This window comes from Methylomonas sp. MgM2, assembly GCF_054172045.1.
Genome location: NZ_JBSYXO010000029.1, coordinates 15,296 through 41,000, shown reverse-complemented (window position 1 = coordinate 41,000; position 25,705 = coordinate 15,296). Strand labels below are relative to the sequence as shown.

General features: G+C 52.9%; 27 protein-coding genes. 17 read left to right on the top strand and 10 right to left on the bottom strand.

The window, feature by feature from the left end; genetic code table 11:
• Nucleotides 1-18: 18 nt before the first annotated feature.
• Entirely contained in the window at nt 19-402 is a 384-nt protein-coding gene (locus tag ACW73I_RS17890) for a hypothetical protein (RefSeq protein ID WP_458030796.1), read from the bottom strand.
• Nucleotides 403-488: 86 nt separating this feature from the next.
• Between ACW73I_RS17890 and ACW73I_RS17885 the strand changes: the two genes are divergently transcribed.
• The 3 genes from ACW73I_RS17885 to glcF are packed head-to-tail and all read left to right on the top strand — an operon-like array spanning nt 489 to nt 4,219.
• Nucleotides 489-1,946 carry an FAD-linked oxidase C-terminal domain-containing protein gene (locus ACW73I_RS17885; RefSeq protein ID WP_458030795.1) on the top strand — a complete coding sequence of 486 codons (1,458 nt, stop codon included), beginning with the start codon at nt 489-491 and terminating at the stop codon, nt 1,944-1,946.
• Nucleotides 1,946-2,998 carry a glycolate oxidase subunit GlcE gene (glcE, locus tag ACW73I_RS17880; RefSeq protein ID WP_458030794.1) on the top strand — a complete coding sequence of 351 codons (1,053 nt, stop codon included), beginning with the start codon at nt 1,946-1,948 and terminating at the stop codon, nt 2,996-2,998. The genes ACW73I_RS17885 and glcE overlap by 1 nt, the downstream gene beginning before the upstream one ends.
• 3 nt (nt 2,999-3,001) lie before the next feature.
• Nucleotides 3,002-4,219, top strand: coding sequence for a glycolate oxidase subunit GlcF (gene glcF, locus ACW73I_RS17875; protein ID WP_458030793.1), 1,218 nt, complete (start codon nt 3,002-3,004; stop codon nt 4,217-4,219).
• A 91-nt stretch (nt 4,220-4,310) separates the two neighbouring features.
• On the opposite strand, the gene ACW73I_RS17870 is transcribed toward glcF, so the two are convergent.
• The 6 genes from ACW73I_RS17870 to adk form a co-directional block, all read right to left on the bottom strand.
• Nucleotides 4,311-7,001 carry a FimV/HubP family polar landmark protein gene (locus ACW73I_RS17870; protein WP_458030792.1) on the bottom strand — a complete coding sequence of 897 codons (2,691 nt, stop codon included), beginning with the start codon at nt 6,999-7,001 and terminating at the stop codon, nt 4,311-4,313.
• Nucleotides 7,002-7,072: 71 nt separating this feature from the next.
• Complete coding sequence (locus tag ACW73I_RS17865) at nt 7,073-8,095, bottom strand: aspartate-semialdehyde dehydrogenase (protein ID WP_458030791.1); 1,023 nt, start codon at nt 8,093-8,095, stop codon at nt 7,073-7,075.
• A 21-nt stretch (nt 8,096-8,116) separates the two neighbouring features.
• On the bottom strand, nt 8,117-8,371 hold the full coding sequence (locus ACW73I_RS17860) for a hypothetical protein (RefSeq protein ID WP_458030790.1): 255 nt from the start codon (nt 8,369-8,371) through the stop codon (nt 8,117-8,119).
• 188 nt (nt 8,372-8,559) lie between these two features.
• Complete coding sequence (gene leuD, locus ACW73I_RS17855; RefSeq protein WP_458030789.1) at nt 8,560-9,198, bottom strand: 3-isopropylmalate dehydratase small subunit; 639 nt, start codon at nt 9,196-9,198, stop codon at nt 8,560-8,562.
• A gap of 148 nt (nt 9,199-9,346) precedes the next feature.
• Nucleotides 9,347-10,756 (bottom strand): 3-isopropylmalate dehydratase large subunit, encoded by a 1,410-nt coding sequence (gene leuC, locus ACW73I_RS17850; RefSeq protein ID WP_458030788.1) that lies wholly within the window; start codon nt 10,754-10,756, stop codon nt 9,347-9,349.
• A 34-nt stretch (nt 10,757-10,790) separates the two neighbouring features.
• Nucleotides 10,791-11,429 (bottom strand): adenylate kinase, encoded by a 639-nt coding sequence (adk, locus tag ACW73I_RS17845; RefSeq protein ID WP_458030787.1) that lies wholly within the window; start codon nt 11,427-11,429, stop codon nt 10,791-10,793.
• 521 nt (nt 11,430-11,950) lie between these two features.
• Between adk and ACW73I_RS17840 the strand changes: the two genes are divergently transcribed.
• Complete coding sequence (locus tag ACW73I_RS17840; protein WP_458030786.1) at nt 11,951-12,976, top strand: ParA family protein; 1,026 nt, start codon at nt 11,951-11,953, stop codon at nt 12,974-12,976.
• Nucleotides 12,973-13,647: a hypothetical protein gene (locus ACW73I_RS17835; protein ID WP_458030785.1), complete on the top strand. Its 675-nt coding sequence runs from the start codon at nt 12,973-12,975 to the stop codon at nt 13,645-13,647. Before ACW73I_RS17840 ends, ACW73I_RS17835 begins: the two co-directional genes overlap by 4 nt.
• A gap of 406 nt (nt 13,648-14,053) precedes the next feature.
• Here ACW73I_RS17835 and rsmA read toward each other — a convergent pair whose 3' ends face one another.
• From rsmA to ACW73I_RS17820, 3 genes are all read right to left on the bottom strand, one after another.
• A complete protein-coding gene (gene rsmA, locus ACW73I_RS17830) occupies nt 14,054-14,833 on the bottom strand; it encodes a 16S rRNA (adenine(1518)-N(6)/adenine(1519)-N(6))-dimethyltransferase RsmA (RefSeq protein WP_458030784.1) in 780 nt (259 codons plus the stop codon).
• Complete coding sequence (pdxA, locus tag ACW73I_RS17825; RefSeq protein ID WP_458030783.1) at nt 14,830-15,825, bottom strand: 4-hydroxythreonine-4-phosphate dehydrogenase PdxA; 996 nt, start codon at nt 15,823-15,825, stop codon at nt 14,830-14,832. The genes rsmA and pdxA overlap by 4 nt, the downstream gene beginning before the upstream one ends.
• 105 nt (nt 15,826-15,930) lie before the next feature.
• Nucleotides 15,931-16,494: a MarR family winged helix-turn-helix transcriptional regulator gene (locus tag ACW73I_RS17820; protein WP_458030782.1), complete on the bottom strand. Its 564-nt coding sequence runs from the start codon at nt 16,492-16,494 to the stop codon at nt 15,931-15,933.
• Between the two features lie 201 nt (nt 16,495-16,695).
• Here ACW73I_RS17820 and ACW73I_RS17815 point away from each other — a divergent pair, with 201 nt between their 5' ends.
• From ACW73I_RS17815 to draG, 12 genes are all read left to right on the top strand, one after another.
• Nucleotides 16,696-18,276, top strand: coding sequence for a cytochrome D1 domain-containing protein (locus ACW73I_RS17815; RefSeq protein WP_458030781.1), 1,581 nt, complete (start codon nt 16,696-16,698; stop codon nt 18,274-18,276).
• Nucleotides 18,273-18,581, top strand: coding sequence for a c-type cytochrome (locus tag ACW73I_RS17810; RefSeq protein ID WP_458030780.1), 309 nt, complete (start codon nt 18,273-18,275; stop codon nt 18,579-18,581). The genes ACW73I_RS17815 and ACW73I_RS17810 overlap by 4 nt, the downstream gene beginning before the upstream one ends.
• Nucleotides 18,582-18,584: 3 nt before the next feature.
• Nucleotides 18,585-18,887, top strand: coding sequence for a c-type cytochrome (locus ACW73I_RS17805; protein WP_458030779.1), 303 nt, complete (start codon nt 18,585-18,587; stop codon nt 18,885-18,887).
• A 61-nt stretch (nt 18,888-18,948) separates the two neighbouring features.
• On the top strand, nt 18,949-19,560 hold the full coding sequence (locus tag ACW73I_RS17800) for a cold shock domain-containing protein (protein ID WP_458030778.1): 612 nt from the start codon (nt 18,949-18,951) through the stop codon (nt 19,558-19,560).
• Between the two features lies 1 nt (nt 19,561).
• Complete coding sequence (locus ACW73I_RS17795) at nt 19,562-20,740, top strand: cytochrome D1 domain-containing protein (RefSeq protein WP_458030777.1); 1,179 nt, start codon at nt 19,562-19,564, stop codon at nt 20,738-20,740.
• Nucleotides 20,740-21,195, top strand: coding sequence for an Lrp/AsnC family transcriptional regulator (locus tag ACW73I_RS17790; protein ID WP_458030776.1), 456 nt, complete (start codon nt 20,740-20,742; stop codon nt 21,193-21,195). The genes ACW73I_RS17795 and ACW73I_RS17790 overlap by 1 nt, the downstream gene beginning before the upstream one ends.
• Nucleotides 21,188-21,724, top strand: coding sequence for a siroheme decarboxylase subunit beta (ahbB, locus tag ACW73I_RS17785; protein WP_458030775.1), 537 nt, complete (start codon nt 21,188-21,190; stop codon nt 21,722-21,724). Before ACW73I_RS17790 ends, ahbB (ACW73I_RS17785) begins: the two co-directional genes overlap by 8 nt.
• On the top strand, nt 21,717-22,160 hold the full coding sequence (locus ACW73I_RS17780) for an Lrp/AsnC family transcriptional regulator (RefSeq protein WP_458030774.1): 444 nt from the start codon (nt 21,717-21,719) through the stop codon (nt 22,158-22,160). The genes ahbB (ACW73I_RS17785) and ACW73I_RS17780 overlap by 8 nt, the downstream gene beginning before the upstream one ends.
• A complete protein-coding gene (gene ahbB / locus ACW73I_RS17775; protein ID WP_458030773.1) occupies nt 22,160-22,639 on the top strand; it encodes a siroheme decarboxylase subunit beta in 480 nt (159 codons plus the stop codon). Before ACW73I_RS17780 ends, ahbB (ACW73I_RS17775) begins: the two co-directional genes overlap by 1 nt.
• A gap of 1 nt (nt 22,640) precedes the next feature.
• A complete protein-coding gene (nirJ, locus tag ACW73I_RS17770; protein ID WP_458030772.1) occupies nt 22,641-23,780 on the top strand; it encodes a heme d1 biosynthesis radical SAM protein NirJ in 1,140 nt (379 codons plus the stop codon).
• Nucleotides 23,781-23,947: 167 nt separating this feature from the next.
• Entirely contained in the window at nt 23,948-24,757 is an 810-nt protein-coding gene (locus ACW73I_RS17765) for an NAD(+)--dinitrogen-reductase ADP-D-ribosyltransferase (protein ID WP_458030771.1), read from the top strand.
• 12 nt (nt 24,758-24,769) lie between these two features.
• Nucleotides 24,770-25,657 carry an ADP-ribosyl-[dinitrogen reductase] hydrolase gene (draG, locus tag ACW73I_RS17760; protein WP_458030770.1) on the top strand — a complete coding sequence of 296 codons (888 nt, stop codon included), beginning with the start codon at nt 24,770-24,772 and terminating at the stop codon, nt 25,655-25,657.
• The last annotated feature ends 48 nt before the right edge of the window (nt 25,658-25,705 follow it).

The window sequence follows — 25,705 nt, the reverse complement described above, 5'->3', positions numbered from 1 at the left end:
TTTGGCGGCATACGGCTCTTAATACATGCCGTTGCCAAACCAAGCGCCTGCCGCTGCGCCTATTCCGGCCGCGACAGGATCGCCGTTTCCTAATTCGTAACCCATGGCGCTACCGATCACGCCACCGACTAAACCTTGCGGTGTGCGTCTGTCGTATCGATTGTAGTAAACGGGGGCCGGTGGAGGCGGGGCATAGTAACGCGGTTGTACCGGCACATATTCCACGACTCTACCGGGCACATAAACGACACGATCGCGGTGTCGCGGATAATAGTGGTCGACATGATGGCGGTGATGGTTGTGATGATGGTGGTGGTGACCGCCTCGCCATTCACCGCGATCGGCCCATGCCGAGGATGAAAATAACAAGCCGGCGATGATAAATGTTGTTATTCTGGACATATCGACTCCTTGGTAAATATTTTAGTCGTGTCGGATTGTCCGCATGCTTGCTTAAAAGTGACTTAATTTTTTCCTATCTATTCATAATGGCCTTAAGCGATCAATTTATCCGGCAATGCCATCGGCTATTGGGCCCGGAAAATGTCGTTGCCGACTTAGAAAGCCTCAAAGCATACGAATGCGATGCCTTGTCGGCTTATCGCCGGCTGCCCGGCCTGGTGGCGTTGCCCGAAACTACGGAGCAAGTACAAGCGATATTGAAATTGTGCCGTCGACAGGAAGTCCCCGTGGTGGCGAGAGGGGCGGGAACCGGCTTATCGGGTGGTGCCATGCCGGTCACAGGCGGCATCGTCCTGGGATTGAGCAAGATGAACCGGATACTGGAAATCGACACGCTAAATCAACGGGCTAAGCTTCAGCCGGGTGTGCGCAATTTATCCATCTCCGAAGCCGCTAGACCGCACGGTTTGTATTATGCGCCCGATCCGTCGTCTCAAATCGCTTGCACCATCGGCGGCAACGTGGCCGAAAACGCAGGAGGCGTGCATTGCTTGAAGTACGGGTTGACTGTACACAACGTGTTACAGCTCAAATTGGTCACAATGGAAGGTGAATTGTTGACCCTGGGAGGCGGCGGTCTGGATGCACCGGGATACGATGTGCTGGCCTTGTCGATCGGTTCGGAGGGGTTGCTGGGTGTCGTGGTGGAAATCACGGTCAGATTGTTGCCATTGCAACCGGCCACATGGGTTTTATTGGCCGCGTTCAGCAGCGTTGAGCAGGCAGGGGCCGCAGTTGCGGCCATAATTGCCGACGGCTTGGTGCCGTCCGGTTTGGAGCTGATGGACAATGCGGCGATCCGCGCGGCCGAAGCCTTCGTACATGCCGGTTATCCGGTTGATGCGGCGGCCATTCTGCTCTGCGAGCTGGATGGCTTATCGGAGCAAGTCGCGGCCGATAGCGCTCGCGCGGAACGATTGTTGCTTCAAACAGGAGCGGTCGAAGTGCGCAAAGCAACGAGTCAGGATCAGCGCAAACGTTTTTGGGCGGGACGGAAGGCGGCGTTTCCGGCAGTAGGACGTATCGCTAGCGATTACTATTGCATGGACGGAACCATTCCGCGTAAGCATCTGGCGGAAGTGTTGCAGCAAATAAACGCGATGGTTGCAGAGGCAGGTCTGGGTGTCGTCAACGTATTCCATGCCGGCGACGGCAATTTGCATCCTTTAATTCTGTACGATGCCAATCAAAAGGGGGATTTCGAAAAGGCCGAAGCTTTAGGCGGGGCCATTTTGGAGTTGTGTCTATCAGTCGGCGGCACGATCACCGGCGAGCACGGCGTCGGTCATGAAAAGCTCGGTCAGATGTGCGTTCAATTTAATACGCTGGAGCTAGCGCAGTTTCGTCGCTTGAAACAGGCCTTTGATCCTAAGGACTTGCTTAATCCCGGCAAAGCGATTCCAACTTTACATCGTTGCGCCGAATTCGGACGGCTGCATGTGCATGAAGGCCGGTTGCCGCATGTGGAGTTGGAGCGATTTTGATGCCTAGTCAAGATTTGACTCAGACTTTGCAACAGAGAATTAAACAAGCCGTTGCCGAAACCAAGCCGCTACGAATCGTCGGAGCTGATAGCAAAGCCTTCTACGGCGGACCTTGCGATGCAATCGAACTGCTGGAATTGAGCGATCATTGCGGTTTGATTGATTACGAACCCAGCGAATTAGTCATAACGGCGCGGGCCGGAACCCGGTTAAGCGATATTTCCGAAACACTGGCCGGCCGGCGTCAGGCACTGGGATTCGAGCCGCCGAATTTTGCGGGTCGGGCGACATTGGGCGGTACGCTTGCTTGCGGGTTTTCCGGGCCGCGGCGGCCTTTCGCCGGCAGCGCTCGCGACTTTACGCTGGGCTGTAAAATCGTTAACGGTCACGGCGACGTGTTGAACTTCGGTGGTCGCGTGATGAAGAATGTGGCCGGCTTCGATGTGCCGAGGCTAATGGTGGGGGCGTTGGGCACCCTGGGCGTGATATTGGAGGCCTCGTTGCGGGTTGTGCCGATGCCGGAATTCGAGTCGACGGTTGTGCAAGCTCTGTCCGAGCGGCAAGCCTTAGTCAGAATGAATGAGTTGTCGGGGCAGCCTTGGCCGTTATCGGCTATGACTTACGATGACGGCCGCCTGCGCTTGCGTTTCTCGGGAGCCGAGACCGCAGTAAGGGCTGCAATACGGCAAGTTGGAGGCGATGCGGATGTTCGGGCGGAAAGCTATTGGCGAGATCTAACGGAACAGCAGCTGGCGTTTTTTCAATTGCCGGGCGACTTATGGCGTATCAGTGTCGCGCCCGCTACGCCTGCTTTGGAACTGTCGGGGCGATGGCTGCTGGACTGGGGCGGCGCGCTTCGTTGGCTAAAAACCGACCTGCCTTCCGGACTCATACATGTTGCCGCGCAAAAAGCCGGCGCTCATGCGGTATGCTATCAAGGCGCGAAAAACGATTGGTTCAGGTTGGACGATGGCTTGCTGGCCTTGCAGCAGCATATTCGTAAGGCTTTCGATCCGTTAGCGCTGTTTAATCCCGGACGTCTGTTACTTTGAATTATGCAAACGCAGCTTGCCGATTTGATTAAGGACACGCCTAAAGGCCGCTTGGCCGACAGTATTTTGCGTAGCTGCGTGCATTGCGGGTTTTGCAACGCCGTTTGTCCAACCTACGGATTGCTCGGAGACGAATTGGACGGTCCGCGCGGTCGGATTTATCTAATCAAACAAGTGATGGAAGGGAATCGGCCAAGTCAAAAGACGCAAACACACTTGGACCGTTGTCTGACATGTAGAGCCTGTGAGACTGCTTGCCCATCCGGCGTGCGGTATTCACGCCTACTCGACATTGGGCGGGATATCGTAGATCAAAGCGTGAAGCGACCGCCGTTGCAACGCCTAGTCCGTAAGCTGTTACTCTATGGATTGCCGTACCCGCACCGCTTTTCGAGGCTGGTGGCTATCGGTCGTAAGCTCGGGTTTATCGTGCCGGAAAAATTAAAAAGCAAGTTGCCCCGGCGCCGGACAATTGACCGTGGTGTGGATACTAGGCATCGGCGGCGCATGTTGATGCTTGAAGGCTGCGTGCAGCCGGTATTGGCGCCGGGTATCAATGCGGCGACGGTTCGGGTATTGGATCAAGTCGGTATTAGCGCCATATCGATGCCTATCAACGGCTGTTGCGGAGCATTGCCCTATCATCTCAACGACCAGGCGACCGGCTTGAATATGATGCGCCGTATGATAGACCTTTGTTGGCCCGAAGTTGAGAAAGGGCTTGAAGCCATAGTCATCAATGCGAGCGGTTGTGGGGTAACGCTAAAGGAATATGGTGAGTTATTGCTGCATGATCCTTTATATGCCGACAAAGCGGTATGCATTTCAGCATTAGCTAAAGATATTGTCGAGATTTTGTCGGCGGAGGATTTATCGAGCATTAAAGTCAAACCGCGGCGTATTGCGTTTCACTCGCCTTGCACCTTACAACATGGTCAGGGGATTATCGGATTAGTGGAACAGTTAATGACGCGATTGGGTTTTACATTAACGGCGGTGCCTGACGCTCATCTTTGCTGCGGTTCGGCCGGCGCCTATTCGATTTTGCAGCCCGATCTGGCCGATAGATTAAGGACAGCCAAGATGCGAGCGTTACAAACGGAGAGCCCCGAATTAATTGCGACCGCCAATATAGGATGCTTGTTACATTTAAAAGAAATAGCCGATAGGCCTGTATTGCATTGGATTGAATTGCTGGCGGAAGTAAACTACGCCGATTGAGTTTTTTAGCCGATCGGTACAGGACGGAACTACTAGGGACGCTGTTAGTATAAGGACGGGTTTTGCCCGTCCTTATTTCGACAAAGAGCGATCAGCCTAATTCATCCAAGATTGCTTGCGCTGCTTGTTTTTGGTCCGGATTACCTTTTTCAAGCACTTCCTCCGCTATGGTTTTGGCCGCGTCGCTATCACCCATGTCGATGTAGGCTTTTGCTAAATCGATTTTAGTTTCAAATTCGTCCATGTCGGTTAAATCAGTAACGCCTAGATCCAATTCATCGTCGCTACTTTCAGCGCTGGCGGTTCCAAAGTCGAAATTGAAATCGAAGTCGTCGGATATTTCAGTGTCGATCGGTTCGGGCTTGTTCGGCAAGATATCCTCTTCGGCATCTACGCCGCCCAGTTCGGAGAAATCAAACTCTTCCAAATTCTCCAATGCCGATTCTTCTTTAGTCGGCGACGGCTCGTCGGCGGATAGGCTGGGTTCAGATTCAGAATCCATGTCGAAATTGAAGTCGAAACTTTCCACTGCGTCGCTGGCGGATTTTTTGGTATCTTCGGTCGGCGTAGGCGTTTCGTCTTCAAAGCGGCTGAGATCAAAATCTATCGATTCTATGTCGTCTTTTTTGTCGGCTTTGACATTCTCGGGCGGGCTTTGCTTTTCTATTTCCGAAAAAGAACCGAGATCGAAGTCCAGGCTATTGTCGTCGTCTTGGGCGTCTGCAAACTGATCCAGATTTAATTCGGCATCGAATTCGTCCGTTTCGTCGTCAAACGCTAATGGAGCTTCCAAATCGGCTAGGTCGGAGTCGCTATCGCTGTCATCGACATTGATGCGCTCTATACTGCTGAGTTTGGATGGGGTTTCCGCCCCGGTTTGCCCGCCACTTGCGTTCGGCTTTGGCGTATCGGCTTCATCATCCGATACGGTATTGCCGGTCCCGCCGAACAGCGGCGATTCGGGGATGATCTCTTTCGCCATATCAGCGACTTTGGTCCAGAACGGTAGATCGGCGGTTTTTCCGGCTTCGGCCAATTCGTTCGTGTAAGCGGCAAATCGTTCTTTGTTTTCGTTGGCGTAAAATATTTCCAGCAGTTTGAGCTTGTACTCGTCCTTGTTCGGCTGCTCCGAAATGGCTTGCCGCATCAAGTCCTCAGCCTGCTGATAACGACCGTAAGCCAGATAGACGTCGGCTTCCGACATTGGATCGACTTCCGTTTGATCGGTATCGAACGCTTCAAAGTCGCTGGGAGTAAAGTCGCTGATGAAAGAACTTTCTCCAACGGTGCCGACATCATATGAGCTGGTACTACTCATGTCGAGAACCGGCACCGACAAGCTGCTGTCGGTGTCGGGAAGCTTGATTTGACTGGCCGTCGCGAACATGCTTTCGGCATCAATTTGTTTTTCGGTCTGTTGTTTGCGCCACAGCAACCAAGCAAGCAAGGCCAGTATGCCTCCGCCGAGCCCTCCTAATGTCACATAATAAGCCGTTGACGAGAAGAAATCACCGCCTTCTTCCACCGGCGAGGGTGGGAGAGGAACTGCCGGCTTTGCTTCCGGTTTTGGAAGGGTAGGCGTTGCAGTTTGTTCGGGGACTTGAGTCTCGGCTGTGGGTTCGGAGGTCTTGACTTCCGGTGCAACCGGCTGAGTGGTTTGCAGGTTTTTAGCCGTTTCCGCTACTTGTTGAGCCGCTTCGGCATCCTTATTTTGTAACGCTGCAAGCTGCTGGTCTTTTAAAGCCAGCATTTGTTGCATCATATTTATTTGTTGTTCGAGGCGGTCGATCCGGCTCTGTAATTCAAGCGATTTATCGCCGCCGGGTGCCATTTCTTCATCTCCGGCTACGGATTTTCCGTGTTCTCCGCTTTCAGAGCCTGGTTTTGGTTGTTCGTCGAACTGAGCCGTTTCCGGGATTTTCGCGTCGGTCGGCGCCACAAGTTCAAGCGCTTTACTTGCCGCCGCCGTATCCGTTTTGGGAGGCGCTTGTTTTTCTTTACGAGCAGTTTGTGTCGGACCAGTGGCTTTGCCTGTTTGGAGTATCGCTTCGGTTTCAGGAATTTTCAGAACGACGTCGACTTTCATGGTGTTGATGTCGCCACGAATAAAAGCTTCCGGGTTGGCCCTGAATAAGGCCATCATCATGCTATTTGTCGGAACGCCGCGTTCGGCGCCTAGCTGTTCGGCGATCCGCCATAAGGTATCGGCATTTTTAGTTGGGCCATATTCACCGCTGATAGGCGTTTGCGGAGTGATATTCGATGCGACTGTCGATCGGCTGGCTTTTCGTCTTGGGGTACGCGGTCTCGGTTCCGGTATTCGATAGTCTTCAAGCGGTTCGACTTGGTACGGCGTACCGGTTACGCTGGGAATAACAGGTGGCCGGTAGCCTTCCGGCGGATCCAACAAGACGGTGTATTCGCGAAATTGACTGCCTTGCGGCCAGGAAATTTCCAATAGAAAGTCCAAAAACGGCTCGGATAGAATCTCACGCGAAGTTACTTTGATAATGATAGAACCGTCCGGCTGAATGACGGGTTTGAATTTAATTTTCGATAAAAAATAATTCCAAGGTACGCCCGCTTTGTCAAATTTTTCCGGAGACGCCAGTTTAACGTTGATGTCGGCTGGATTTTCGCCGGGTGCCAGGTGCAGGCGGATTTCGGCATTAAGCTGTTGATTTAGCGCAGAATGTAACTCAATATCGCCTATCCCTAAGGCCTGTGCTGTTATCGGCGCGAACAACGATACAACCGCTAACGTTTTAGTCAAATGTTTCACACTCTTTTCCTTCACTGGGATTACCTCGGCACTTTCGGATAGACGTATTAAAGTCGCTTGCTAATCTTAGTCTAGATGTAATTTTTTACCAGCACCTCCGCTATCTGCACACTGTTAAGTGCCGCACCTTTTCGGACATTGTCGCCGACTACCCACAAATCGATTCCGTTTGGATGAGAAATATCCTCGCGAATACGGCCGACGTAGACATTATCGTGACCGGACGATTCGGTCACTGCGGTCGGATAGCCGCCGTTGACGCGCTCGTCGAGCACGGTGACGCCCGATGCCGAGCCCAAAAGCTCGCGTACTTTTTCGACGGAAATCTTTTGTTTGGTTTCGATATGCACCGCTTCGGAATGGCCGAAAAACACCGGGACGCGCACCGCGGTCGGGTTCACTTGTATCGAGTCGTCGCCCATGATCTTGCGGGTTTCCCAGACCATCTTCATTTCTTCCTTGGTGTAGCCGTTATCCATGAATACATCGATTTGCGGCAGACAGTTGAAAGCGATTTGTTTGGGGTACACGCTTGGAGTGATGGGTTTCGCGTTCAATAGATTGGCGGTTTGCGTTGCCAGTTCTTCAATCGCTTCCTTGCCGGTACCGGAAACGGCCTGGTAAGTTGCGACGTTGATGCGGCTGATACCGACAGCGTCGTAAATCGGCTTCAATGCAACCAGCATCTGGATGGTAGAGCAGTTCGGATTGGCGATAATGCCGCGATTTTTATAGTCGGCGACTTTTTCCGGGTTGACTTCGGGTACGACCAACGGAATGTCGCCGTCATAGCGGAACTGCGAGGTGTTGTCGATAACCACGCAGCCGGCTGCGGCGGCTTTGGGCGCATATTCGGCCGAAACCGAAGCGCCTGGCGAAAATAGGCCGATTTGCACTTTCGAGAAATCGAAGGTCGCCAAGTCTTCCACAATCAGAGAGCCGCCTTTAAATGGAATGCGCTTTCCCGCCGAACGCTCGCTGGCTAAGGCGTAAAGCGTACCAACCGGAAAGTTGCGTTCTTCCAAAATGGAAATCATGGTTTCGCCTACTGCGCCGGTGGCTCCGACAACAGCGACATCGTATGTTTTCGACATAATTAAACTCCTTAAAGGGCGTTAACGACTGCATCCCTCATTTCTGAAGTGCCGACTTTCGTCATGCCTTCCGAATAGACGTCTGCCGTCCGGATTGTTGCATCTAATGCGACATTCACTGCGCTCGGCGGCATAGCTTAAATGTGCAGCGTAAGCATCATCGCTACTGACGTATGGCCGCGTCAGCGGATAGGCGATGCCCATGCCCGCAATGCCGGCAGCCATCGGTTCGTACATGCCTTTGCCGTTTGCATCCGGCGAGGCCGAGGTCAGCATGCCGATCGGGCGGCATCGCAGGCGGCAGGAAGGCCGTTAACCAAGGCATTCCCGAATATCAAGTCCAAACCCGATCGGTATTCAGGAACCTCAATACCTTAATGGCTTCGGCGCCGGTCTCGGGGCCGAAACCGTCGCCAGGCAAAACAGCAATCTTTCTAGCCATTGTGTTTACGCTAAACCGGGCCTCAAGCTTCTTTGAACAGCCACGGCGCGCGCTTGGCCCGTTCGGCTTCGTAGGCTTTGATCTTGTCGGCGTGCTGCAGGGTCAGGCCGATATCGTCCAAGCCGTTCAGCAATCGGTGGCGGCGGTTTTCGTCTACGTCGAACGGAATGATATGGCCGCTCGGCGTCGTGATGGTTTGCGCGGCCAAATCGATAGTCAGTTGATAGCCGTCGCTTAACTCTTTAAATAAGGCGTCGACGGTTTCCGCCGGCAACACGATAGGCAGGATGCCGTTTTTGAAGCAGTTGTTGAAAAAAATGTCGGCAAAGCTAGGCGCGATGATGGCTCTGAAACCGTAATCTTCCAGTGCCCAAGGCGCATGTTCGCGCGAGGAGCCGCAGCCGAAGTTTTCCCGGGTCAGAAGGATTTGCGCGCCTTGGTATTGCGGCTGGTTCAGCACGAAGTCCTTGTTCAAGGGGCGGTTGCTGCAATCCATGTCCGGCTCGCCGTGGTCCAGATAGCGCCATTCGTCGAACAAATACGGACCGAAACCGGCGCGGCGTATCGATTTCAAGAACTGTTTCGGGATGATCGCGTCGGTGTCGATATTGGCTCTGTCCAACGGTGCAACCAGAGCGGTCAAAGTAGTAAAAGCTCTCATGCCGCACCTCCTTGTGCGGCACCCTGACGGGCTGCCGTTGGCAGTGCAAAATTGCTGTCCTGCAATTTTGTCATGCCGAATCTACATGCGGCACCCTGGCGGGCTGCCGTTGGCAGTGCAAAAATCCTATCCTGTATTTTTGTCATTTTTATGCTCCTTCTTCTGCGATATTGACAAAGTGGCCGGCAATCGCGGCGGCTGCCGCCATCGCGGGGCTGACCAAGTGAGTGCGTCCGCCGTAACCCTGGCGGCCTTCGAAATTGCGGTTCGAGGTGGATGCGCAGTGTTCGCCGGCTTCCAGGCGGTCGGCATTCATCGCCAGGCACATCGAGCAACCGGGTTCGCGCCATTCGAAGCCGGCTTCGGTAAAGACTTTGTCCAAACCTTCGGCTTCGGCTTGTTGTTTGATCAAGCCTGAACCCGGAACGATCAATACTTGTTTGACCGAGTCGGCTTTTTTGCGGCCTTTGATCGCCGCCGCCGCCGCGCGCAAGTCTTCGATGCGCGAGTTGGTGCAAGAGCCGATGAAGACTTTGTCCAGATGGATGTCGGTGATTTTCTGGCCGGCTGTCAGGCCCATGTATTGCAACGCACGGGTTATGCTTTGGCGTTTGACCGGATCGGTTTCTTGGGCCGGATCGGGGATGCTGGCGTCGACCGGTAATACCATCTCGGGCGATGTGCCCCAGCTGACTTGCGGTTTGATTGCGGCGGCGTCGAATTCGATGACTTTGTCGAATTTTGCGTCGGCGTCGGAATGCAATCTTTCCCAATAGCGTACGGCCATGTTCCAATCGTCGCCTTTAGGCGCATAAGGTCGGTCACGGTAAAATTCGATGGTTTTTTCGTCGCAGGCGATCAGGCCGGCGCGGGCGCCGGCTTCGATCGCCATGTTGCAAATGGTCATGCGGCCCTCCATCGACAGCGCACGAATCGCTTCGCCGCCGAATTCAATCGTATAACCGGTGCCGCCGGCGGTGCCGATTTTGCCGATGACGGCCAAAACGATATCTTTGGCTGTGACGCCGGGACCGGTTTTGCCGTTGACCTTGATCAGCATGTTTTTGGCTTTTTTCTGCACCAAGCACTGCGTCGCCAATGCATGTTCGACTTCGGATGTGCCGATGCCGAAGGCCAGTGCCGCCGATGCGCCGTGAGTCGAGGTGTGCGAATCGCCGCAAACCACGGTCATGCCGGGCAAGGTCGCGCCTTGTTCCGGGCCGACCACGTGCACGATACCTTGGCGGATATCGCTCATGTCGAATTCGGTGATGCCGAATTCCTTGCAGTTGTTTTCCAAGGTTTCGACTTGCAGACGTGAAACCGGGTCGGCAATGCCGCTGGCGCGGTCGGTGGTCGGTATATTATGGTCGGCCACCGCCAGATTGCGCGTCACGCGCCAAGGCTTGCGGCCGGATATGCGCAGGCCTTCGAAGGCTTGCGGCGAAGTGACTTCGTGCAACAATTGCCGATCGATATAAATCAGGCAAGAGCCGTCGTCTTCGGTATGGACGACGTGGTCGTCCCAAAGTTTGTCGTATAAAGTTTTACCTGCCATTGCGGGAATCCTATTGATAAAGTTAATGCGGGGATTAGTTCAACGCGGCGAAGACTTTTGCGGTGATTTCGCTAACCGAACCGACACCTTCTATGGAAGTGAACTTGGACTTTTTACCGGGGGCCGAATAATAGCCGACCAGCGGTTTGGTCTGTTCGTGGTAAACGTTCAGGCGTTTGCGTACGGTTTCTTCTTTGTCGTCGTCACGTTGAATCAAAGCCTCACCTGTGACATCGTCCAGGCCTTCTTGTTTCGGCGGGTTGAACACGAGGTGATAACTGCGCCCGGATGCCGGGTGCACGCGGCGTCCGCTCATGCGTTTGATGATTTCTTTATCGTCGACCGCGATTTCGATCACATGATCCAGTTCGACGCCCATTTTTTCCAAGCCTTCCGCTTGCGCGATGGTGCGAGGAAAGCCGTCCAGCAAAAAGCCGTTTTTGCAATCGCCTTGGGCGATGCGTTCCTTGATCAGGCCTAAGATGATGTCGTCGGAAACCAAGCCGCCGGCATCCATGACTTTCTTGGCTTCGACTCCCAACGGAGTACCTTCGCGAACGGCTGCGCGCAGCATGTCACCGGTGGAAATTTGCGGGATCGCATACTTTTCGGTGATGAACTGGGCTTGTGTGCCCTTGCCCGAACCAGGGCTACCTAACAGGATGATACGCATAGTCATTAACTCCGGAGCATCGATGCGGCTTTTTGCCGTCTAAATTAATAGTTTGGTATCCGCGAGGGTATGTCCGCGAAAGCCGTTAAAAAACCGGTTATTTTAGCGTAAACCTTATAGTAATGCCGTTAAATGTTGGTTTTTGGTGGTGGGCTTTTTGTTTTAAGGTGTCGCTATCGCGACGGGTGATTTGATGTCGGTTCGCGGACCGACTGCCGCGATACTTTCTTTTGCGTTGCCAAAAGAAAGTATCCAAAGAAAAGGCAACCCGGATGCCGCGTTGATCCTGCGCTCCTCGGGTTTGCGCGGGGTTTCCCGAAGGGGCCTCCAAGCCCCTGCGGAAAACGCGATGCATCCGTGCATCGCCCCTAAAGGGCTGATCCGCACAAACCCTCCGGTGCTCGGCGCGGCATAACGGGAGAAAGCTCCGCCGCGAAATTTGAAATCGTATAATATTGATGTATATCGGGATCCGTCTTACTCGGGTTGTTTTTAAATGTTTACAATGAAACAAATATTATATGGCTAAGGTAATCGCTCTATACAATAATAAAGGGGGAGTTTCTAAAACTACAACTTTATTTAATTTGGCTGTTCATCTGTCTAAAAACCATAGGGTGTTGATAGTGGATTGTGATCCACAGTGCAATGTAACTGAAATGTTTTTTGCCGCACTTGATGATGTGGATGATCCGGAAAAAGAGTTGCCAGGGTCGTCGATTTATCAGGCATTGCTTCCCAGGTTTCAAGGAAAGCAAGCTTTTATAAAACAAGATGATGTTGTTCTTGTTGAGCATTCTTTGTACAACAGACTATTCCTGTTTAGAGGCGATATAGAGTTTTCGCGTGCGGAAACATATCTAGGCACTGCATGGAATCAGGCGATAACAGAAAATATACATGAGAAAAATACCTATGTAGTATTTAATAATTTGCTTAGAGCGCTTGCCGAGGCACGTGGTTTTGATTATATATTGTGTGATGTAGGGCCTAGTACAGGAGCAATCAATAGAACTGTAATTCTGAGTTGTGATGAAATTATAATTCCTTTGGTCCCGGATCGATTTTGCTATCAGGCAGTTAAGCTATTGGGAAGTATTATAAAAGAGTGGGTTAATCGCCATGAAATAATAAAAGAATCTTTGATTCCGTTTGGAATAGATCCGTTTGATGGGAGGCCGAAACTTGCAGGGACTGTGTTGCAAAATTTTAAAGTTCACGCGGGCTCAAAAATAAAGAAATCCTATATTAAATGGCAAAATAAAATTAAGACGGAGATTGAAAACTCATTAATAAACACGAATGGCCTAAATCTTAAGGCGGGGTTTGATCCCAAAAATCCTTTTACTGCATCAATACAAGATGTTGCAGTTCTTGCTCCAATAGCTCAGCTCTTTGGGCGGGCTATATTTGATATACAGCAGGACCATACTAAGGAAGCATCGAGCGATGGAAGAATGTACTATGGTTCAGTATGGGAGCCTTGGGTGGAAAAAATGGCGGAATATAGAAGTGAAATTGAAAAAATAGCTAACTCCTTATTATGACTCCAATGTATTCTTACGTTGCGCTAATTGATGTCTTGGCTTACCGTTCTCGACTAGAGAGCGATAAAAAAATGGGGCAATTTAAACTGAAAGATGATCTTGAGGGAGCTCTATCTGTTTTTGATGTAGTTAGCCCCGAAAGATTCGGTGTACAAGCTATTTCAGATACAATAATTCTTTCATGTGATAATCACAATGATTTTTTAGAGTTTTTAATTTTAATAAAAAGAGTATTTTTAGCGTTTTTAGATAAGGGGCTTTTTATTAGAGGTGGGGTTTCTTACTCTAAACATTTTCACTCTGGCAGGCTAACTTACAGTCATGCTGTCGCTAGAGCCTATGAGATAGAAAATAAAATTGCTATATATCCGAGAATAGTAATTGATTCAAATATAATAGAAATGTATTCATCAAGTACTTCTTTGCCAGCTATTTTAGGCAAAGACTTGTTTGTAAGTCATAATAAGGTTAATTTTCTTCATATTATAGACGATCAAAATTTTGATTCTGTATATGTAATGGCAAAAAACATATACGATCGAGATATAGAAGACATCAGTCTTGATGAAGGTGCATTTTCTAAGCACCAATGGTTTGAGGATTATATTTTTACCTTTGCGGGTGATAATGCATCTAAGCAGAAGTACATTAAGGAAATGATTGTATTTTAACGTATGGTTTGGTCGGGGTAACGGGATTTGACCGAATCCTGCATTTCGGATCGGTACCTTCCATGTTGATTTTATGCCAAATTGTGGGATGGTTTTATTCCCGTTATGCCGCGCCGAGCACTGGAGGGTTTGGGCGGATCAGCCCGTTAGGGGCGATGCAGGGATGCATCGCGTTTTCCGTAGGGGCTGGGATGCCCCTTCGGGAAACCCCGTTCAAAGCCTTCGGAGCGCAGGAAATACGCGGTATCCGGGTGTCGTTTCTTTTGGATACTTTTCTTTGGACAAGCAAAGAAAAGTATCCCGCCTGTCGGTGCGGGAACCGACTTTAAATAACCCGTCGCGATAGCGACACCCAATAATCGAAATCCTTTAAATTGGGCTACGGCAATTGCTCGTAGATTGGTCTCTAAGGCTGACTATGTCGACTAATCAACGCAAATTCCTCCAGCGAAACCGACTCGGCGCGTAAATTAGCGTCAATGCCCAATGCCAGGATTGCGTCTTCGGCGATAAAGTTTTTCAGCGAATTACGCAGGGTTTTGCGGCGTTGCGAGAATGCCTGGGTGACCAGCCGGCTGAAATGCACAAAATCCCCGATTTCGACCGGCGGCTTTTGGTGTGGCACCAAGCGCACGATGGCCGACATGACTTGCGGGGCCGGATTGAAACTCTCCGGCGGTACATCGAACAGCCATTCGGTTTCGCAGAAATATTGCATCATGACGCTGAGGCGGCCGTATTTTTTGCTGCCCGGTTCCGCGCATATCCGGTTCACCACTTCTTTTTGCAGCATGAATATCATGTCCTCGATACAGCGGGTGGTTTCGAGTAGATGGAACATCAGCGGCGTGGATATGTTGTACGGCAGGTTGCCGATGATGCGCAATTTTCCGCTTGGCGCCGCCAGCGCCGAAAAATCGAAAGCCAAGGCATCGGCGCTGTGAATCCGGAGATTGGCGCGATCGCCGAATTGCCTATGCAATCGCGCGACCAAGTCTCGGTCCAGCTCCACGACGTCCAACTTGACGCCGGTTTGCAGTAGCGGCTCGGTTAGCGCGCCCAGACCCGGTCCGATTTCCACCCAATGCTCGCCGGCCACAGGGTGGGCGTAGTCCAGGATATCGCTGATGACGCGGTGATCTTGCAGAAAATTTTGGCCGAAGCGTTTGCGGGCTTGATGAGTCATGTATCGTGTTGGTTTAACTGGAGCATATCGAGCGCGGTTTGCAGCGCGTAGCGCAAACTGCCTAGGTTGGCTTTGCCGGTGCCGGCCAATTCCACGGCCGTGCCATGGTCGACCGAGGTTCGGATGATGGGCAGGCCGAGGGTGACGTTGACCGCGTGGCCGAAGCCTTTGTATTTCAATACCGGCAGGCCTTGGTCATGGTACATCGCCAGCACGGCGTCGGCATAATCCAAATATTTGGGCGTGAATAGGGTGTCGGCCGGCAGCGGGCCGTATAAATGTATGCCTTCGCAGCGCAGGCGTTCCAGCGCCGGTTCTATGACTTCCATTTCTTCCAGGCCTAGATGTCCGCCTTCGCCGGCGTGCGGGTTTAAGCCGCATACCAATATATTGGGTTTGGCTATGCCGAAGCGTTCGCGTAAATCCTTGTTCAACACTCGAATCACACCGATCAAGGTTTCCGCCGTGATGGCTTCGCTGACTTGGCGTAACGGCAAATGCGTGGTGGCCAACGCGACGCGCAAGCCGGGCGTTGCCAGCATCATTACCGGGGTGCCGCCGGTAATCTCCGCGATGAATTCGGTATGGCCGCTGAAAGCCAACCCGCTGTCATTGATGATGCCCTTGTGTACCGGAGCTGTCACCATGGCTGCGAAGGTCCCGTTCATGCAGCCTAGCGCGGCTTGACGTATGGTTTCCAATACGTAAGGGCTGTTGCCGGCGTCCAGGTGTCCGCTTATCGCGGATTTGGCCGGGTTGATCGGTAATACCGTCATATGACCGCAGGGTAGCGCTTTTTGCCAGGTATCGATATCGAAATAGTGCAGGGTCAGCGGCAGGCCTAGTTGTTTTGCCCGTTCTTCGAGTAAAGCCGGGTCGGCGATTACCACGAGTTCGAAGCTATTGTGTTCCTGGGCCAGTTGCACGCATAGATCGGGACCGATGCCGGCCGGTTCGCCGGCGGTTAAAGCGATGCGGAAATTGGTTTTCATGGTGTTGCTTGCGTCGATTACCGAAATTCATTTAGCGTAGCTTAAATCGTACGCATTACACCTGTTTATTGAGAGTCGGTCCGGTGTTGCACAAACCGCTTGTGTTTAACGAGGCGCGTGTTCTTGGCAAATTTGCTCGCTGTCTTCGGTCGTTAGTTTTTGCTGGGTGAGCTCGCAGAAAAAATCGCCGTCTCTTTCGCTAAAGTTGCGACAGGTTTTGCAAACGCCGAAGGACTGAGATTCGTTGGCTTTTTGCAATGCGGTCAGGGCTTGCTGGAAGACATTGACGTCCGGCGACATCGGATCGGTGGTTTTTAGAATATCGGTTGCGCTATCGAACAGGTCGGACGGTCTGGCTTGTTTTAAAATCGCAGCGCCTTCCGCCAGCAATCTCAGATGAACGACGCGCTTGTCGTTGGCATCCGGCGTTTTTTCGATATAGCCTTTTTTCTCCAAGATGATCAACGATTGCGATACGGTCCCCCGCGTCATGCCCAAATAATTGGCAACGGCCGCCGGGGTGTTGCTGAATTTATTGGCGCGCGACAGATAGTTAAGCACTTGAAAGTGCACGGGTTGCAGACCTAGCTCGGTGCATTTTTTACGCTCTTCCGAGCGTATCAGCGAGGTCATGCATTCAATGAGTTCGTAAATGTCGGTCTGTGCCATGGGAGTTATTTTACCATCGAGTCTAAGGTTGACAATAGTCTGGTTTGAGTATTTAATAGCGATTCGAAATTTTATAACATTCAGCCACGAGTCGACGAGGAATTTTTCCATGACAGCATGCCATTGGCGAGATCGCATGGCGTTTATGGTTTAATATTTTCGGTTGACTCTTTTTTTACCGACGGATGACAGGAATGCTCTATGAAAACTATAACTAAAAGACGACTGAATCTATCCCTACTGACGAGTTCTATCGCGATGCTGCTGTCATCCGGGCTGGCAACGGCAAAATCCGGCAGTCCTCATGACATTTACATGAACAACTGTGCGAGCTGTCACGGTGCCGATCTTGGGGGATATTTGGCTCCGGCTTTGAATGCCGACACATTAAAAGGGCGCAGTCCTACCGCACTGCGCACCATTGTCATGGCCGGCAGCTTCGATACCTTGATGCCGCCTTTCTACGGCAAGCTCAGTGACGATGAGATCCGTGGGGTCATCAAGCATTTGCAAGCTACCCCGAAGCAACCGAATCCGGCCTGGACCCTGGACGATATGAAAAAGTCGCTTAAGGTTTATGTCAAGGACGAAAGCACGCTACCGGATAAACCAACTTACCAAATCGATAATATCGACAATCTAATCGGCGTGGCGGCCCGCGGCAAATACGGACGCGGCGAGGGTTCCAAAGCCATCTTCATCAACAGCGTGACCCATCAAAAAATTGGTGAAGTTCCGACCGGAACAGCCGCGCATATCATCGATTTCAATCCGGCCAACCCGCGTTGGGCCTATGTCAAAACCGATACCGCCGAAATCTTCAAGGTCGACCTGTATTCGATGCAAGCGACCCGTAGCATCAAAACCGGTTACAACGGTCCCGGCATGGGCGTTTCCCGCGACGGCAAATACATCATGGCCGGTTCCTTCGTGCCGCACAACGCCGTGATCTTGGATGCCGATACATTGGAACCCTTGAAAACCTTCGAACTGGAAGGCGTCGATCCCGACGGCAAAATGGTCAGTTCCGATTCCGGCATGATCATCGGCACGCCTTATGCCGATATTTTCGCGATCGCGCTGGAAAATGCCGGTCAAGTCTGGATCGTCGATTATAAAAAAGACGGTTTTCCGGTTACCAAAATCGAGAAAGTCGGCCGCCATTTGCACGACGCTTTCCTGACCCACGGCGGCAAGAAGCTGATGGTGGCTTCCTATGACGACAGTATCGTCGCGGCGATCGATTTGGAAGAACGCAAATTGATCAAGCAATTGCCGGCCGGCTGCGTGCCTCATGTCGGCGGCGGCGCGGCGGTCGTGGTTGACGGCCGTACCTTGGGCTTCGGCACCAACTTCGGCGATTGCGACAAGATGGTGGTCAGCGTTTGGGACTTGGACAAAATGGAAGTGGTCAAGCAAGTGCCGGTTTCCGGCGGCACCGAATCGCCGGCGGCTCACGCCAACGCGCCTTATGTCGCGGTCGACATCATCAGCAAGGACAGACGCGCCCGCACCGTGCAGTTGATCGACAAGAAAACGCTGGAAGTGGCTAAAACCCTGGACGTCGGCGGCCACGCCTATTTCCCGGAATATAGCGCCGACGGCAAGTTCCTGTACATCAGTGCCGGCTATAACGGCGACGAGGTGGTGGTTTACGATTCCAACACACTGGAAAAAGTCGCTAGCGTGCCTATGGAGAGTCCGGCCGGCATCTTTTCCAGAGGACGGGTCAAATACATGACCCGCGGTTTGTCTCCGGATGAAATGGAGCAAAACCAATGAAAATAAAGCTTGCTATGTTGATGCTGGCCGGCCTGACGGGTATTGGTTCCGCACAGGCGGCTAGTCTGTACGTCGGTCAATCGAAAGCGGCGGCGGTTTGTTCCCAATGCCACGGTATCCGCATGCCCAGCGCAGATGCGCCGTTTCCGCCATTGGGCGGGCGCGACCCGGAATACTTGAAAAAGGCGATCAAGCAGTATCGCGACAAGACTCGGGTGTCCGAAATCATGAACGCGATAGCCGGGTCTTTGACCGATAAAGATATCGACGATATCGTTCATTATTACGGCAGCGTTAAACCTTGATTGATGCGTGTGTTATGGCTGTTTAGCCTGCTGTCTTTTGCCGCCGTTGCGGACGAGCCCGGTACGCAACGGCAGCAGGAATTAATCAATCTGCTAAAGCACGATTGCGGTTCCTGCCATGGCCTGCCTCCGAAAGGAGGCCTGGGACCATCGTTAATGCCCGATGCCTTGTCCGGAAAAAGCGACGCATGGTTGATCGATGCGATACAAGACGGCCGGCCGGGGACGGCGATGCCGCCGTGGAAAAACTTTCTGACGGTGGATGAAACAAGCTGGCTGGTGAAAAAATTGAGGGAAGGCCGGTAGTGGCCGAGTCGCTGGCGTCGCGGCAGATGGGCATAAATCTAAACAGACAGTGCGGATATCGATGCAAAAAGGAAAATTAATAAAATGGGATGATGAAAAGGGTTTCGGTTTTATAGAGCCGCAGAATAGTGCGGAACAGGTCTTTTTTCATATTTCAACCTTGCAAGGAACGACACGCCGACCTGTCGTGGGCGATACGCTATTGTTCAACGTCGTGTCCGACGAAAAAGGGAGAAGAAAGGCAGCCGATGTCAGCATCGAGGGCGTGAAAAGCGTGTTTGCCGAACGCAGCCTTGGTAAAAACAATCCGTATGATAGGCAAAACAAACCGTTGCGAACCGAGGCTGGTCGCTCTCGACAATTTAAGCCGAGGCGTGGAAGCGGTCGTGCCGGTTTTGGTTTCGGAGTTGTTGTGATGGTGATAGCTGTTTTATTCGGAGTCGATCAGATCCAGAAACGCCGCTTTTTTGTAGACCTTTCAACGCCAAGCTCAGAGGTGGACGAGTTTGATACCCTTGCCGTCGAGAGTTCGTTCAAATGCGAAGGAAAAACCCGCTGTACACAAATGACCTCATGCGAGGAAGCGATGTTTTATCTGAATAACTGCCCAGGTAGTGTAACGGATGGCGACGGTGATGGGCGGCCGTGTGAAGATCAATGGTGCGGACATTAATATGAACCGGATTTTTCGCAACATTTTTTTTGCCATTGCGTTGATTTTGAGCGGTGTTGTTCATGCCGACCTACGCGCCACAGGTGACCTCGGCGTCGCGATCGAGCGCGAGACCGGGAGCGTTCAGATCGTCAACACCAGTCGTCCGGCGATGTTGAGTCGTATCGAAGGCTTGGGCGACTTGTCGCATGCCTCGGTCGTGTTTTCCCGCGACCAGCGTTATGCCTATGTATTCGGGCGCGACGGCGGCTTAAGCAAGATCGACTTATTGCAGGACAAAGTCGAGAAACGCATCGTGCAGGCCGGCAACAGCATAGGCGGGGCGATTTCTCAGGACGGCAAGGTCATCGCGGTATCCAATTACCAACCGGGCGGGGTTAAGCTGTTCGACGCCGATACGCTGGAACAACTGGCCGAGATTCCGGCCGTTTACGGCGAAGATCATCAGCTTTCCAAAGTGGTCGGCTTGGTCGATGCGCCGGGGCAGCGCTTCGTTTGCAGCTTATTCGACGCCAACGAAATCTGGCTGATCGATGCCCACGATCCGCGCCGGCCGCAAGTACAAAAATTCAAAGACATCGGCAAGCAGCCTTACGATGCGCTGTTGACGCCGGATGGCCATTTTTACGCGGCGGGCTTGTTCGGCGAAAAAGGCTTGGCCTTGCTGGACTTATGGCAGCCGGAGCAGGGTGTCAAACCTATTTTGCAAGACTACGGCAAAGACGACGAACAAATGCCGGTCTACAAAATGCCGCATTTGGAAGGCTGGACCGTGGCCGGCGATTGGCTATTGGTGCCGGCGGTAGGACGGCATGAAGTACTGGTCATCGATAAACGCAATTGGTCGCTGTTTAACCGCATTCCGGTGGCCGGCCAGCCGGTGTTCGTGATGTCCCGACCGGATGGTCGCCAGGTTTGGATCAATTTCGCTTTTCCGGATAACGGTACGGTACAGGTCATAGACGTCAAAGATTTCAATGTCGTCAAAACGCTGCAACCGGGCAAGGGCGTCATGCACATGGAATTCACGCCGCGAGGCGAAGCCGTCTGGCTGGCCGTGCGCGACGAAGACAGGGTGATGGTCTACGACACCGAAACCTTCGCCGAAACGGCCCGTTTGCCGGCGCAAAAGCCCAGCGGTATTTTCTTCAGCAACCGCGCGAATCAATTGGGTCTGTGATGCTGGCGCCCCTGCACAAACAACTGTTAAACGACTACCAGCAGGACTTTCCGCTGAGTCCGAGGCCGTATCGCGATATCGCCGAGCGGCTCGGCGTCACGGAAGACGAGGTGTTGCAGGCATTTCAGGCTTTGTCCGAACGGGAAATGATTAGCCGCATAGGGCCGGTCATCGCGCCGAACAGCATCGGCAGCAGCGCGCTGGTCGCGATGGCCGTGCCGGAAGCCGATCTGCTTCGCGTTGCCGACGTTGTCAGCGCCTATCCGGAAGTCAATCATAATTATGAGCGGGACAATCGCTTCAATCTGTGGTTTGTGTTGATCGCGGACGATGCGAGCCAACTCGGTGCGGTGGTCGCCGATATCGAAGCCAAAACGGGTTGTTCGGCCATGGTTTTACCGATGCTGGCGGATTATTTCATCAACCTCGGTTTCGAACTGAACTTACATGATTGACGTACTGGATTTTCAGCTGATAGCCGCCGTGCAGGCAGGACTGCCGCTGGTGGCCCGCCCGTACGCCGCTGTCGCCGAGCAATTGAGTATCGGCGAAGATGAAGTGATACGGCGTTTGCGCCGTTTGAAGGATCGGGGCTTGATTCGGCGCTGGTGCGTGGTGGTCAAGCACCGGCAATTGGGTTATACCGCCAATGCCATGGTCGTGATGGATGTGCCGGACCGGCAGGTCGCGGAAATCGGCAAATTGCTCAGCCGGCAGGCCAGCGTCAACCTCTGCTATTTGCGGCCGCGCCAGGACGATGTCTGGCCCTACAATCTTTATTGCATGATACATGGCAAGGATAAAAACGCGGTTTTGCGAGAATGGGCCGCGCTCCAACGCGCATGCGGCCTGGACGATTATCGCCACGAAGTGCTGTTTAGCGGACGCTGTTTTAAGCAACGCGGCGCCTTGTATGCATTGCGAGACAAAACGCAGACATCAAAGGAAGTGATGGCCGCGGAGACGACGCCGGCCTATGGATGACATCGACAAAGCCATCGTCAATCACTTGCAGCGCGGCTTTCCCATTTGCCGGTCGCCCTATCGCCGGGTCGCCGAGCAATTAGGTATTGCGGAAGCCGATTTATTGCGTCGTTTGAAACGCTTGTTATCGGACGGCGTACTGTCCCGCTTCGGACCGATGTATCACGCCGAACAAATGGGCGGCGCGCTGACATTGGCGGCTATGAAAGTGCCGGACGCGCGTTTCGACGAAGTGGCCGGCATCGTCAATGCCTTCCCCGAGGTCGCGCATAATTACGCGCGCAGCCATGTGTTGAATATGTGGTTCGTGCTGGCGACCGAACGACCGGAACAGGTGCAAGCCGTCATAGCCGCCATCGAAAATCAAACCGGTTTAAAGGTGCATAACATGCCGAAAATCAAAGAATATTTCGTCGGCCTGCAATTGGAGGCCTAATGCAGCTCGATGCCATTGATAGACGAATCATTCAGGCAACTCAGCTAGGCCTACCTTTGCTTGCCGAGCCGTATCAAGCCGTCGCCGACCAGCTCGGCCTGAGCGCGGAAGACGTCATGCAGCGTATGGCTAGAATGCAAGAACACGGCGTGATCCGCCGCATCGCCGCCGTGCCGAATCACTACAAGTTGGGTTATCGCTACAACGGCATGAGCGTTTGGGATGTGGACGATCAATGTGTCGATGCCTTGGGCCAAAGGGTAGCGGAATTGTCCTTCGTCAGCCATTGTTACCAGCGCCCGCGCCATCTGCCGGACTGGCCGTACAATCTGTTCGCGATGATACACGCGAAAACCGAACCGGACGCCGAGCGGCAGATCGCCGTCATCGCCGATTTATTGGGCAAGGACTGTAGCCGGCATGAGGTGCTGTACAGCACTAAAATCCTGAAAAAAACCGGCTTGAGGATCGTGGGTTAACATGTTCAGACTCAGTCAATACATGCGCGAATTGCTGCAGCCCACGCCGGTAAAACCGCCGCGTAAACCGTCCGGTCCCGTGGTGATCTGGAATTTGATCCGGCGCTGCAATTTGACCTGCAAGCACTGTTACACGACGTCCGCGGATATCGATTTTCCGGGCGAGCTGAGCACGCCGGAAATTTATAGTGTGATGGACGATCTGAAAGGGTTTGGCGTGCCCGTACTGATTTTGTCCGGCGGCGAACCCTTGTTGCATCCGGATATATTTCCGATTTCGCAACGAGCTCGCGATATGGGTTTTTACGTGGCCCTATCCAGCAACGGCACGTTAATCGATGCATCGAATATCGAGCAAATCGCCGCGATTGGCTATCAGTACATCGGCGTCAGTCTGGACGGCATGCGCGAGGCCCACGACAAATTCAGGCGGAAGCAAGGCTCGTTTGACGCTTCGTTGGCCGGCATACGTTTATGCCGCGAGCATGGTATCAAGGCCGGCATTCGTTTTACCCTGACCCGGGACAATGCCCACGACTTCGATGCCTTGTTGCAGTTGATGGACGACGAGGACATAGACAAATTCTATTTGTCGCATTTGAATTATGGCGGGCGCGGCAACAAGAACCGCAAGGATGACGCCGAGTTTCAGCTGACCCGCAAGGTTATGGACAGCTTGTTCGACAAATGCCTGGCTTGGGAACGGCAAGGTTTGCATAGAGAAGTCGTCACCGGCAACAACGATGCCGACGCGGTGTATTTTCTGCATTGGGTCAGGCGTCGCTTCCCTGACCGCGCCGAGCACATGCAGGCTAAATTACAACAATGGGGCGGTAACGCCTCCGGCGTCAATGTGGCCAATATCGACAATCTGGGGAACGTGCACCCGGACACGTTTTGGTGGCATTACAATCTGGGCAATGTCCGGCAAAGACCTTTTTCCGAAATCTGGCGGGATGTTTCCGATCCCTTAATGGCAGGCTTAAAAGCTTCGCCTAGGCCTCTGAAAGGCCGCTGCGCTCTCTGCCATTATCAAAGCATTTGCAACGGCAATACCCGAGTACGCGCGCAACAATTGACCGGCGATTTCTGGGCCGAGGACCCAGGCTGTTACTTGATGGATGAGGAGATTTTTGGGTAGGGCGGATGCCGTTAGGCGATCCGCTAATAATCAGCAGCTTAAACCTCCGGCGGAACCGCTATCCCGTTCCGTCTTACGCGGGTTATCCGAGCTATAGTTAAGTTGGCTTTGACGGCCGATTAGTGTGATGATTGCGTCCATGTCATCGCCCGAACTCTATACCTATCATGCCTGGCCATACTAATTACGGGCACAGCACCAATTTAATCGGTGTCGCCACAGCCTGCATCGCCCATTATCTGTTTAACGAAAATCCCAAGCCCTTGCATATCGCGGGCACGCGCGAGTCGGCTCACGGCTTGTTCGATCAATTGAATGGGCAGCGTCAATTAGAGGCATGCGGGCGGATTTTTCAGGATTACATGTGCGTGGTATTCGGTTTCGAGAGCGAGCAGCGTTTGCGCGACGATGCGATGGGACGGCGGCGTTATCGAAACAGCTATTTGCGTTTGATTCAGGATTGGGGGCTGGATTCCAACAACGCCCAAGGTGCCGTCTTCAAAGGCTGGGTCGAAAGCCGCTTCGGATTGTTTCCGCACTATCATAAGCAGCAAATCGAAAGTTTTATGGACAAGAGCTGGATCGCCTACATCGAGGAAAAGATGAACAGCCGCTATCACAACAACTGCATCTACATGCAGCTGGATTTGCTTTACGAATATTGCCAGTGGGTGGTCGAGCGCTTTCAGGTGCCGGCGGCGACGCATAAAACGCTTTATCGCGGCGTGAATGGCTTGGAGGAGCATTGCATCGTTCTGGAGGGCGACAAAACCCATAAGGTCATTCGATTTAATAATTTGGTGTCTTTCACCGATAAATGCGATATTGCCGGCGAGTTCGGCGCCTATATTCTGGAAGTCGAGGTGCCTATGGTCAAGTTGGTGTTTTTTAACGATTTGCTGCCTCACCATGCTCTACATGGCGAGGCCGAGTATCTGGTGATCGGAGGCGATTACCGGGTCAAGGTGCTGCGCTAATCGGGAGTTGAAATGCGCGATGAACAGTTATTCAATCGGGCCTTGGGGGCCTATTTAGGATTTGCCTGCGGCGACGCGCTGGGGGCGACCGTGGAGTTCATGTCGCCGAAACGGATTCAAAAACGCTACGGCTTGCACAAAGATATCATCGGCGGCGGCTGGCTGGGGCTGCAGGCCGGCCAAGTCACCGACGATACCCAAATGTCGCTGGCGCTGGGCCAGGCGATCATCGATCACTCGGAATGGAATCTAAAGGCGGTTGCCGATCACTTTCTTGCTTGGCTGGAAAGCGAGCCGGCCGATGTCGGCAGCACCTGTAGACGCGGCATATTGCGTTACCGCGAGCTCGGCGATTTATCGGGGCCGCCCCGGGAAGACGAAGCCGGCAACGGCGCCTGTATGCGCAATTTGCCGGTGGTGCTGGCGACGCTGAACCGGCCGGACCGCTTCGAGACCTGGAGCTTGCAGCAAGCGCACATCACGCATCATAACGCGCTTTCCGACGCGGCGACCTTGGCATTGGGTCGCATGGCCGGACGATTGATCGTTGCCGAAGACTATGCTGCTTGCGAAACGCTAGCCGAAAGCCTGGCCGGACATTTCCCCGAGTTTGCCTTTAACCCGTATCCCGGCAAAGCCTCCGGCTACATCGTCGATACCGTGCAGACGGTGCTGCATCATTTCTTTAATACCGGTGACTTCGAATCCTGTTTGATCGGCGTCGTCAACCAGGGTGAGGACGCCGATACCACCGGCGCCCTGGCCGGCATGTTGGCCGGGGCGAAATACGGCATGCGAGGTATTCCCCAGCGTTGGTTATCGAGTCTGGATCAGCGAGTGGCCGCACAAATTCGGCAGCAAACGCAGGCCTTATTGACGCGAGCGGCGTTTTCCGAATGAAACGCGCCGGTTGCGTCTAAAAGGCATACGGTGTTCAATGATCGGCTA

Bases quoted from the DNA above. Each gene is read 5' to 3' on its own strand.
- ACW73I_RS17890 (WP_458030796.1), bottom strand. From the start codon at position 402: ATGTCCAGAATAACAACATTTATCATCGCCGGCTTGTTATTTTCATCC.
- ACW73I_RS17885 (WP_458030795.1), top strand. From the start codon at position 489: ATGGCCTTAAGCGATCAATTTATCCGGCAATGCCATCGGCTATTGGGC.
- glcE (WP_458030794.1), top strand. From the start codon at position 1,946: ATGCCTAGTCAAGATTTGACTCAGACTTTGCAACAGAGAATTAAACAA.
- glcF (WP_458030793.1), top strand. From the start codon at position 3,002: ATGCAAACGCAGCTTGCCGATTTGATTAAGGACACGCCTAAAGGCCGC.
- ACW73I_RS17865 (WP_458030791.1), bottom strand. From the start codon at position 8,095: ATGTCGAAAACATACGATGTCGCTGTTGTCGGAGCCACCGGCGCAGTA.
- ACW73I_RS17860 (WP_458030790.1), bottom strand. From the start codon at position 8,371: ATGCTGACCTCGGCCTCGCCGGATGCAAACGGCAAAGGCATGTACGAA.
- leuD (WP_458030789.1), bottom strand. From the start codon at position 9,198: ATGAGAGCTTTTACTACTTTGACCGCTCTGGTTGCACCGTTGGACAGA.
- leuC (WP_458030788.1), bottom strand. From the start codon at position 10,756: ATGGCAGGTAAAACTTTATACGACAAACTTTGGGACGACCACGTCGTC.
- adk (WP_458030787.1), bottom strand. From the start codon at position 11,429: ATGCGTATCATCCTGTTAGGTAGCCCTGGTTCGGGCAAGGGCACACAA.
- ACW73I_RS17840 (WP_458030786.1), top strand. From the start codon at position 11,951: ATGGCTAAGGTAATCGCTCTATACAATAATAAAGGGGGAGTTTCTAAA.
- ACW73I_RS17835 (WP_458030785.1), top strand. From the start codon at position 12,973: ATGACTCCAATGTATTCTTACGTTGCGCTAATTGATGTCTTGGCTTAC.
- rsmA (WP_458030784.1), bottom strand. From the start codon at position 14,833: ATGACTCATCAAGCCCGCAAACGCTTCGGCCAAAATTTTCTGCAAGAT.
- pdxA (WP_458030783.1), bottom strand. From the start codon at position 15,825: ATGAAAACCAATTTCCGCATCGCTTTAACCGCCGGCGAACCGGCCGGC.
- ACW73I_RS17820 (WP_458030782.1), bottom strand. From the start codon at position 16,494: ATGGCACAGACCGACATTTACGAACTCATTGAATGCATGACCTCGCTG.
- ACW73I_RS17815 (WP_458030781.1), top strand. From the start codon at position 16,696: ATGAAAACTATAACTAAAAGACGACTGAATCTATCCCTACTGACGAGT.
- ACW73I_RS17810 (WP_458030780.1), top strand. From the start codon at position 18,273: ATGAAAATAAAGCTTGCTATGTTGATGCTGGCCGGCCTGACGGGTATT.
- ACW73I_RS17805 (WP_458030779.1), top strand. From the start codon at position 18,585: ATGCGTGTGTTATGGCTGTTTAGCCTGCTGTCTTTTGCCGCCGTTGCG.
- ACW73I_RS17800 (WP_458030778.1), top strand. From the start codon at position 18,949: ATGCAAAAAGGAAAATTAATAAAATGGGATGATGAAAAGGGTTTCGGT.
- ACW73I_RS17795 (WP_458030777.1), top strand. From the start codon at position 19,562: ATGAACCGGATTTTTCGCAACATTTTTTTTGCCATTGCGTTGATTTTG.
- ACW73I_RS17790 (WP_458030776.1), top strand. From the start codon at position 20,740: ATGCTGGCGCCCCTGCACAAACAACTGTTAAACGACTACCAGCAGGAC.
- ahbB (WP_458030775.1), top strand. From the start codon at position 21,188: ATGATTGACGTACTGGATTTTCAGCTGATAGCCGCCGTGCAGGCAGGA.
- ACW73I_RS17780 (WP_458030774.1), top strand. From the start codon at position 21,717: ATGGATGACATCGACAAAGCCATCGTCAATCACTTGCAGCGCGGCTTT.
- ahbB (WP_458030773.1), top strand. From the start codon at position 22,160: ATGCAGCTCGATGCCATTGATAGACGAATCATTCAGGCAACTCAGCTA.
- nirJ (WP_458030772.1), top strand. From the start codon at position 22,641: ATGTTCAGACTCAGTCAATACATGCGCGAATTGCTGCAGCCCACGCCG.
- ACW73I_RS17765 (WP_458030771.1), top strand. From the start codon at position 23,948: ATGCCTGGCCATACTAATTACGGGCACAGCACCAATTTAATCGGTGTC.
- draG (WP_458030770.1), top strand. From the start codon at position 24,770: ATGCGCGATGAACAGTTATTCAATCGGGCCTTGGGGGCCTATTTAGGA.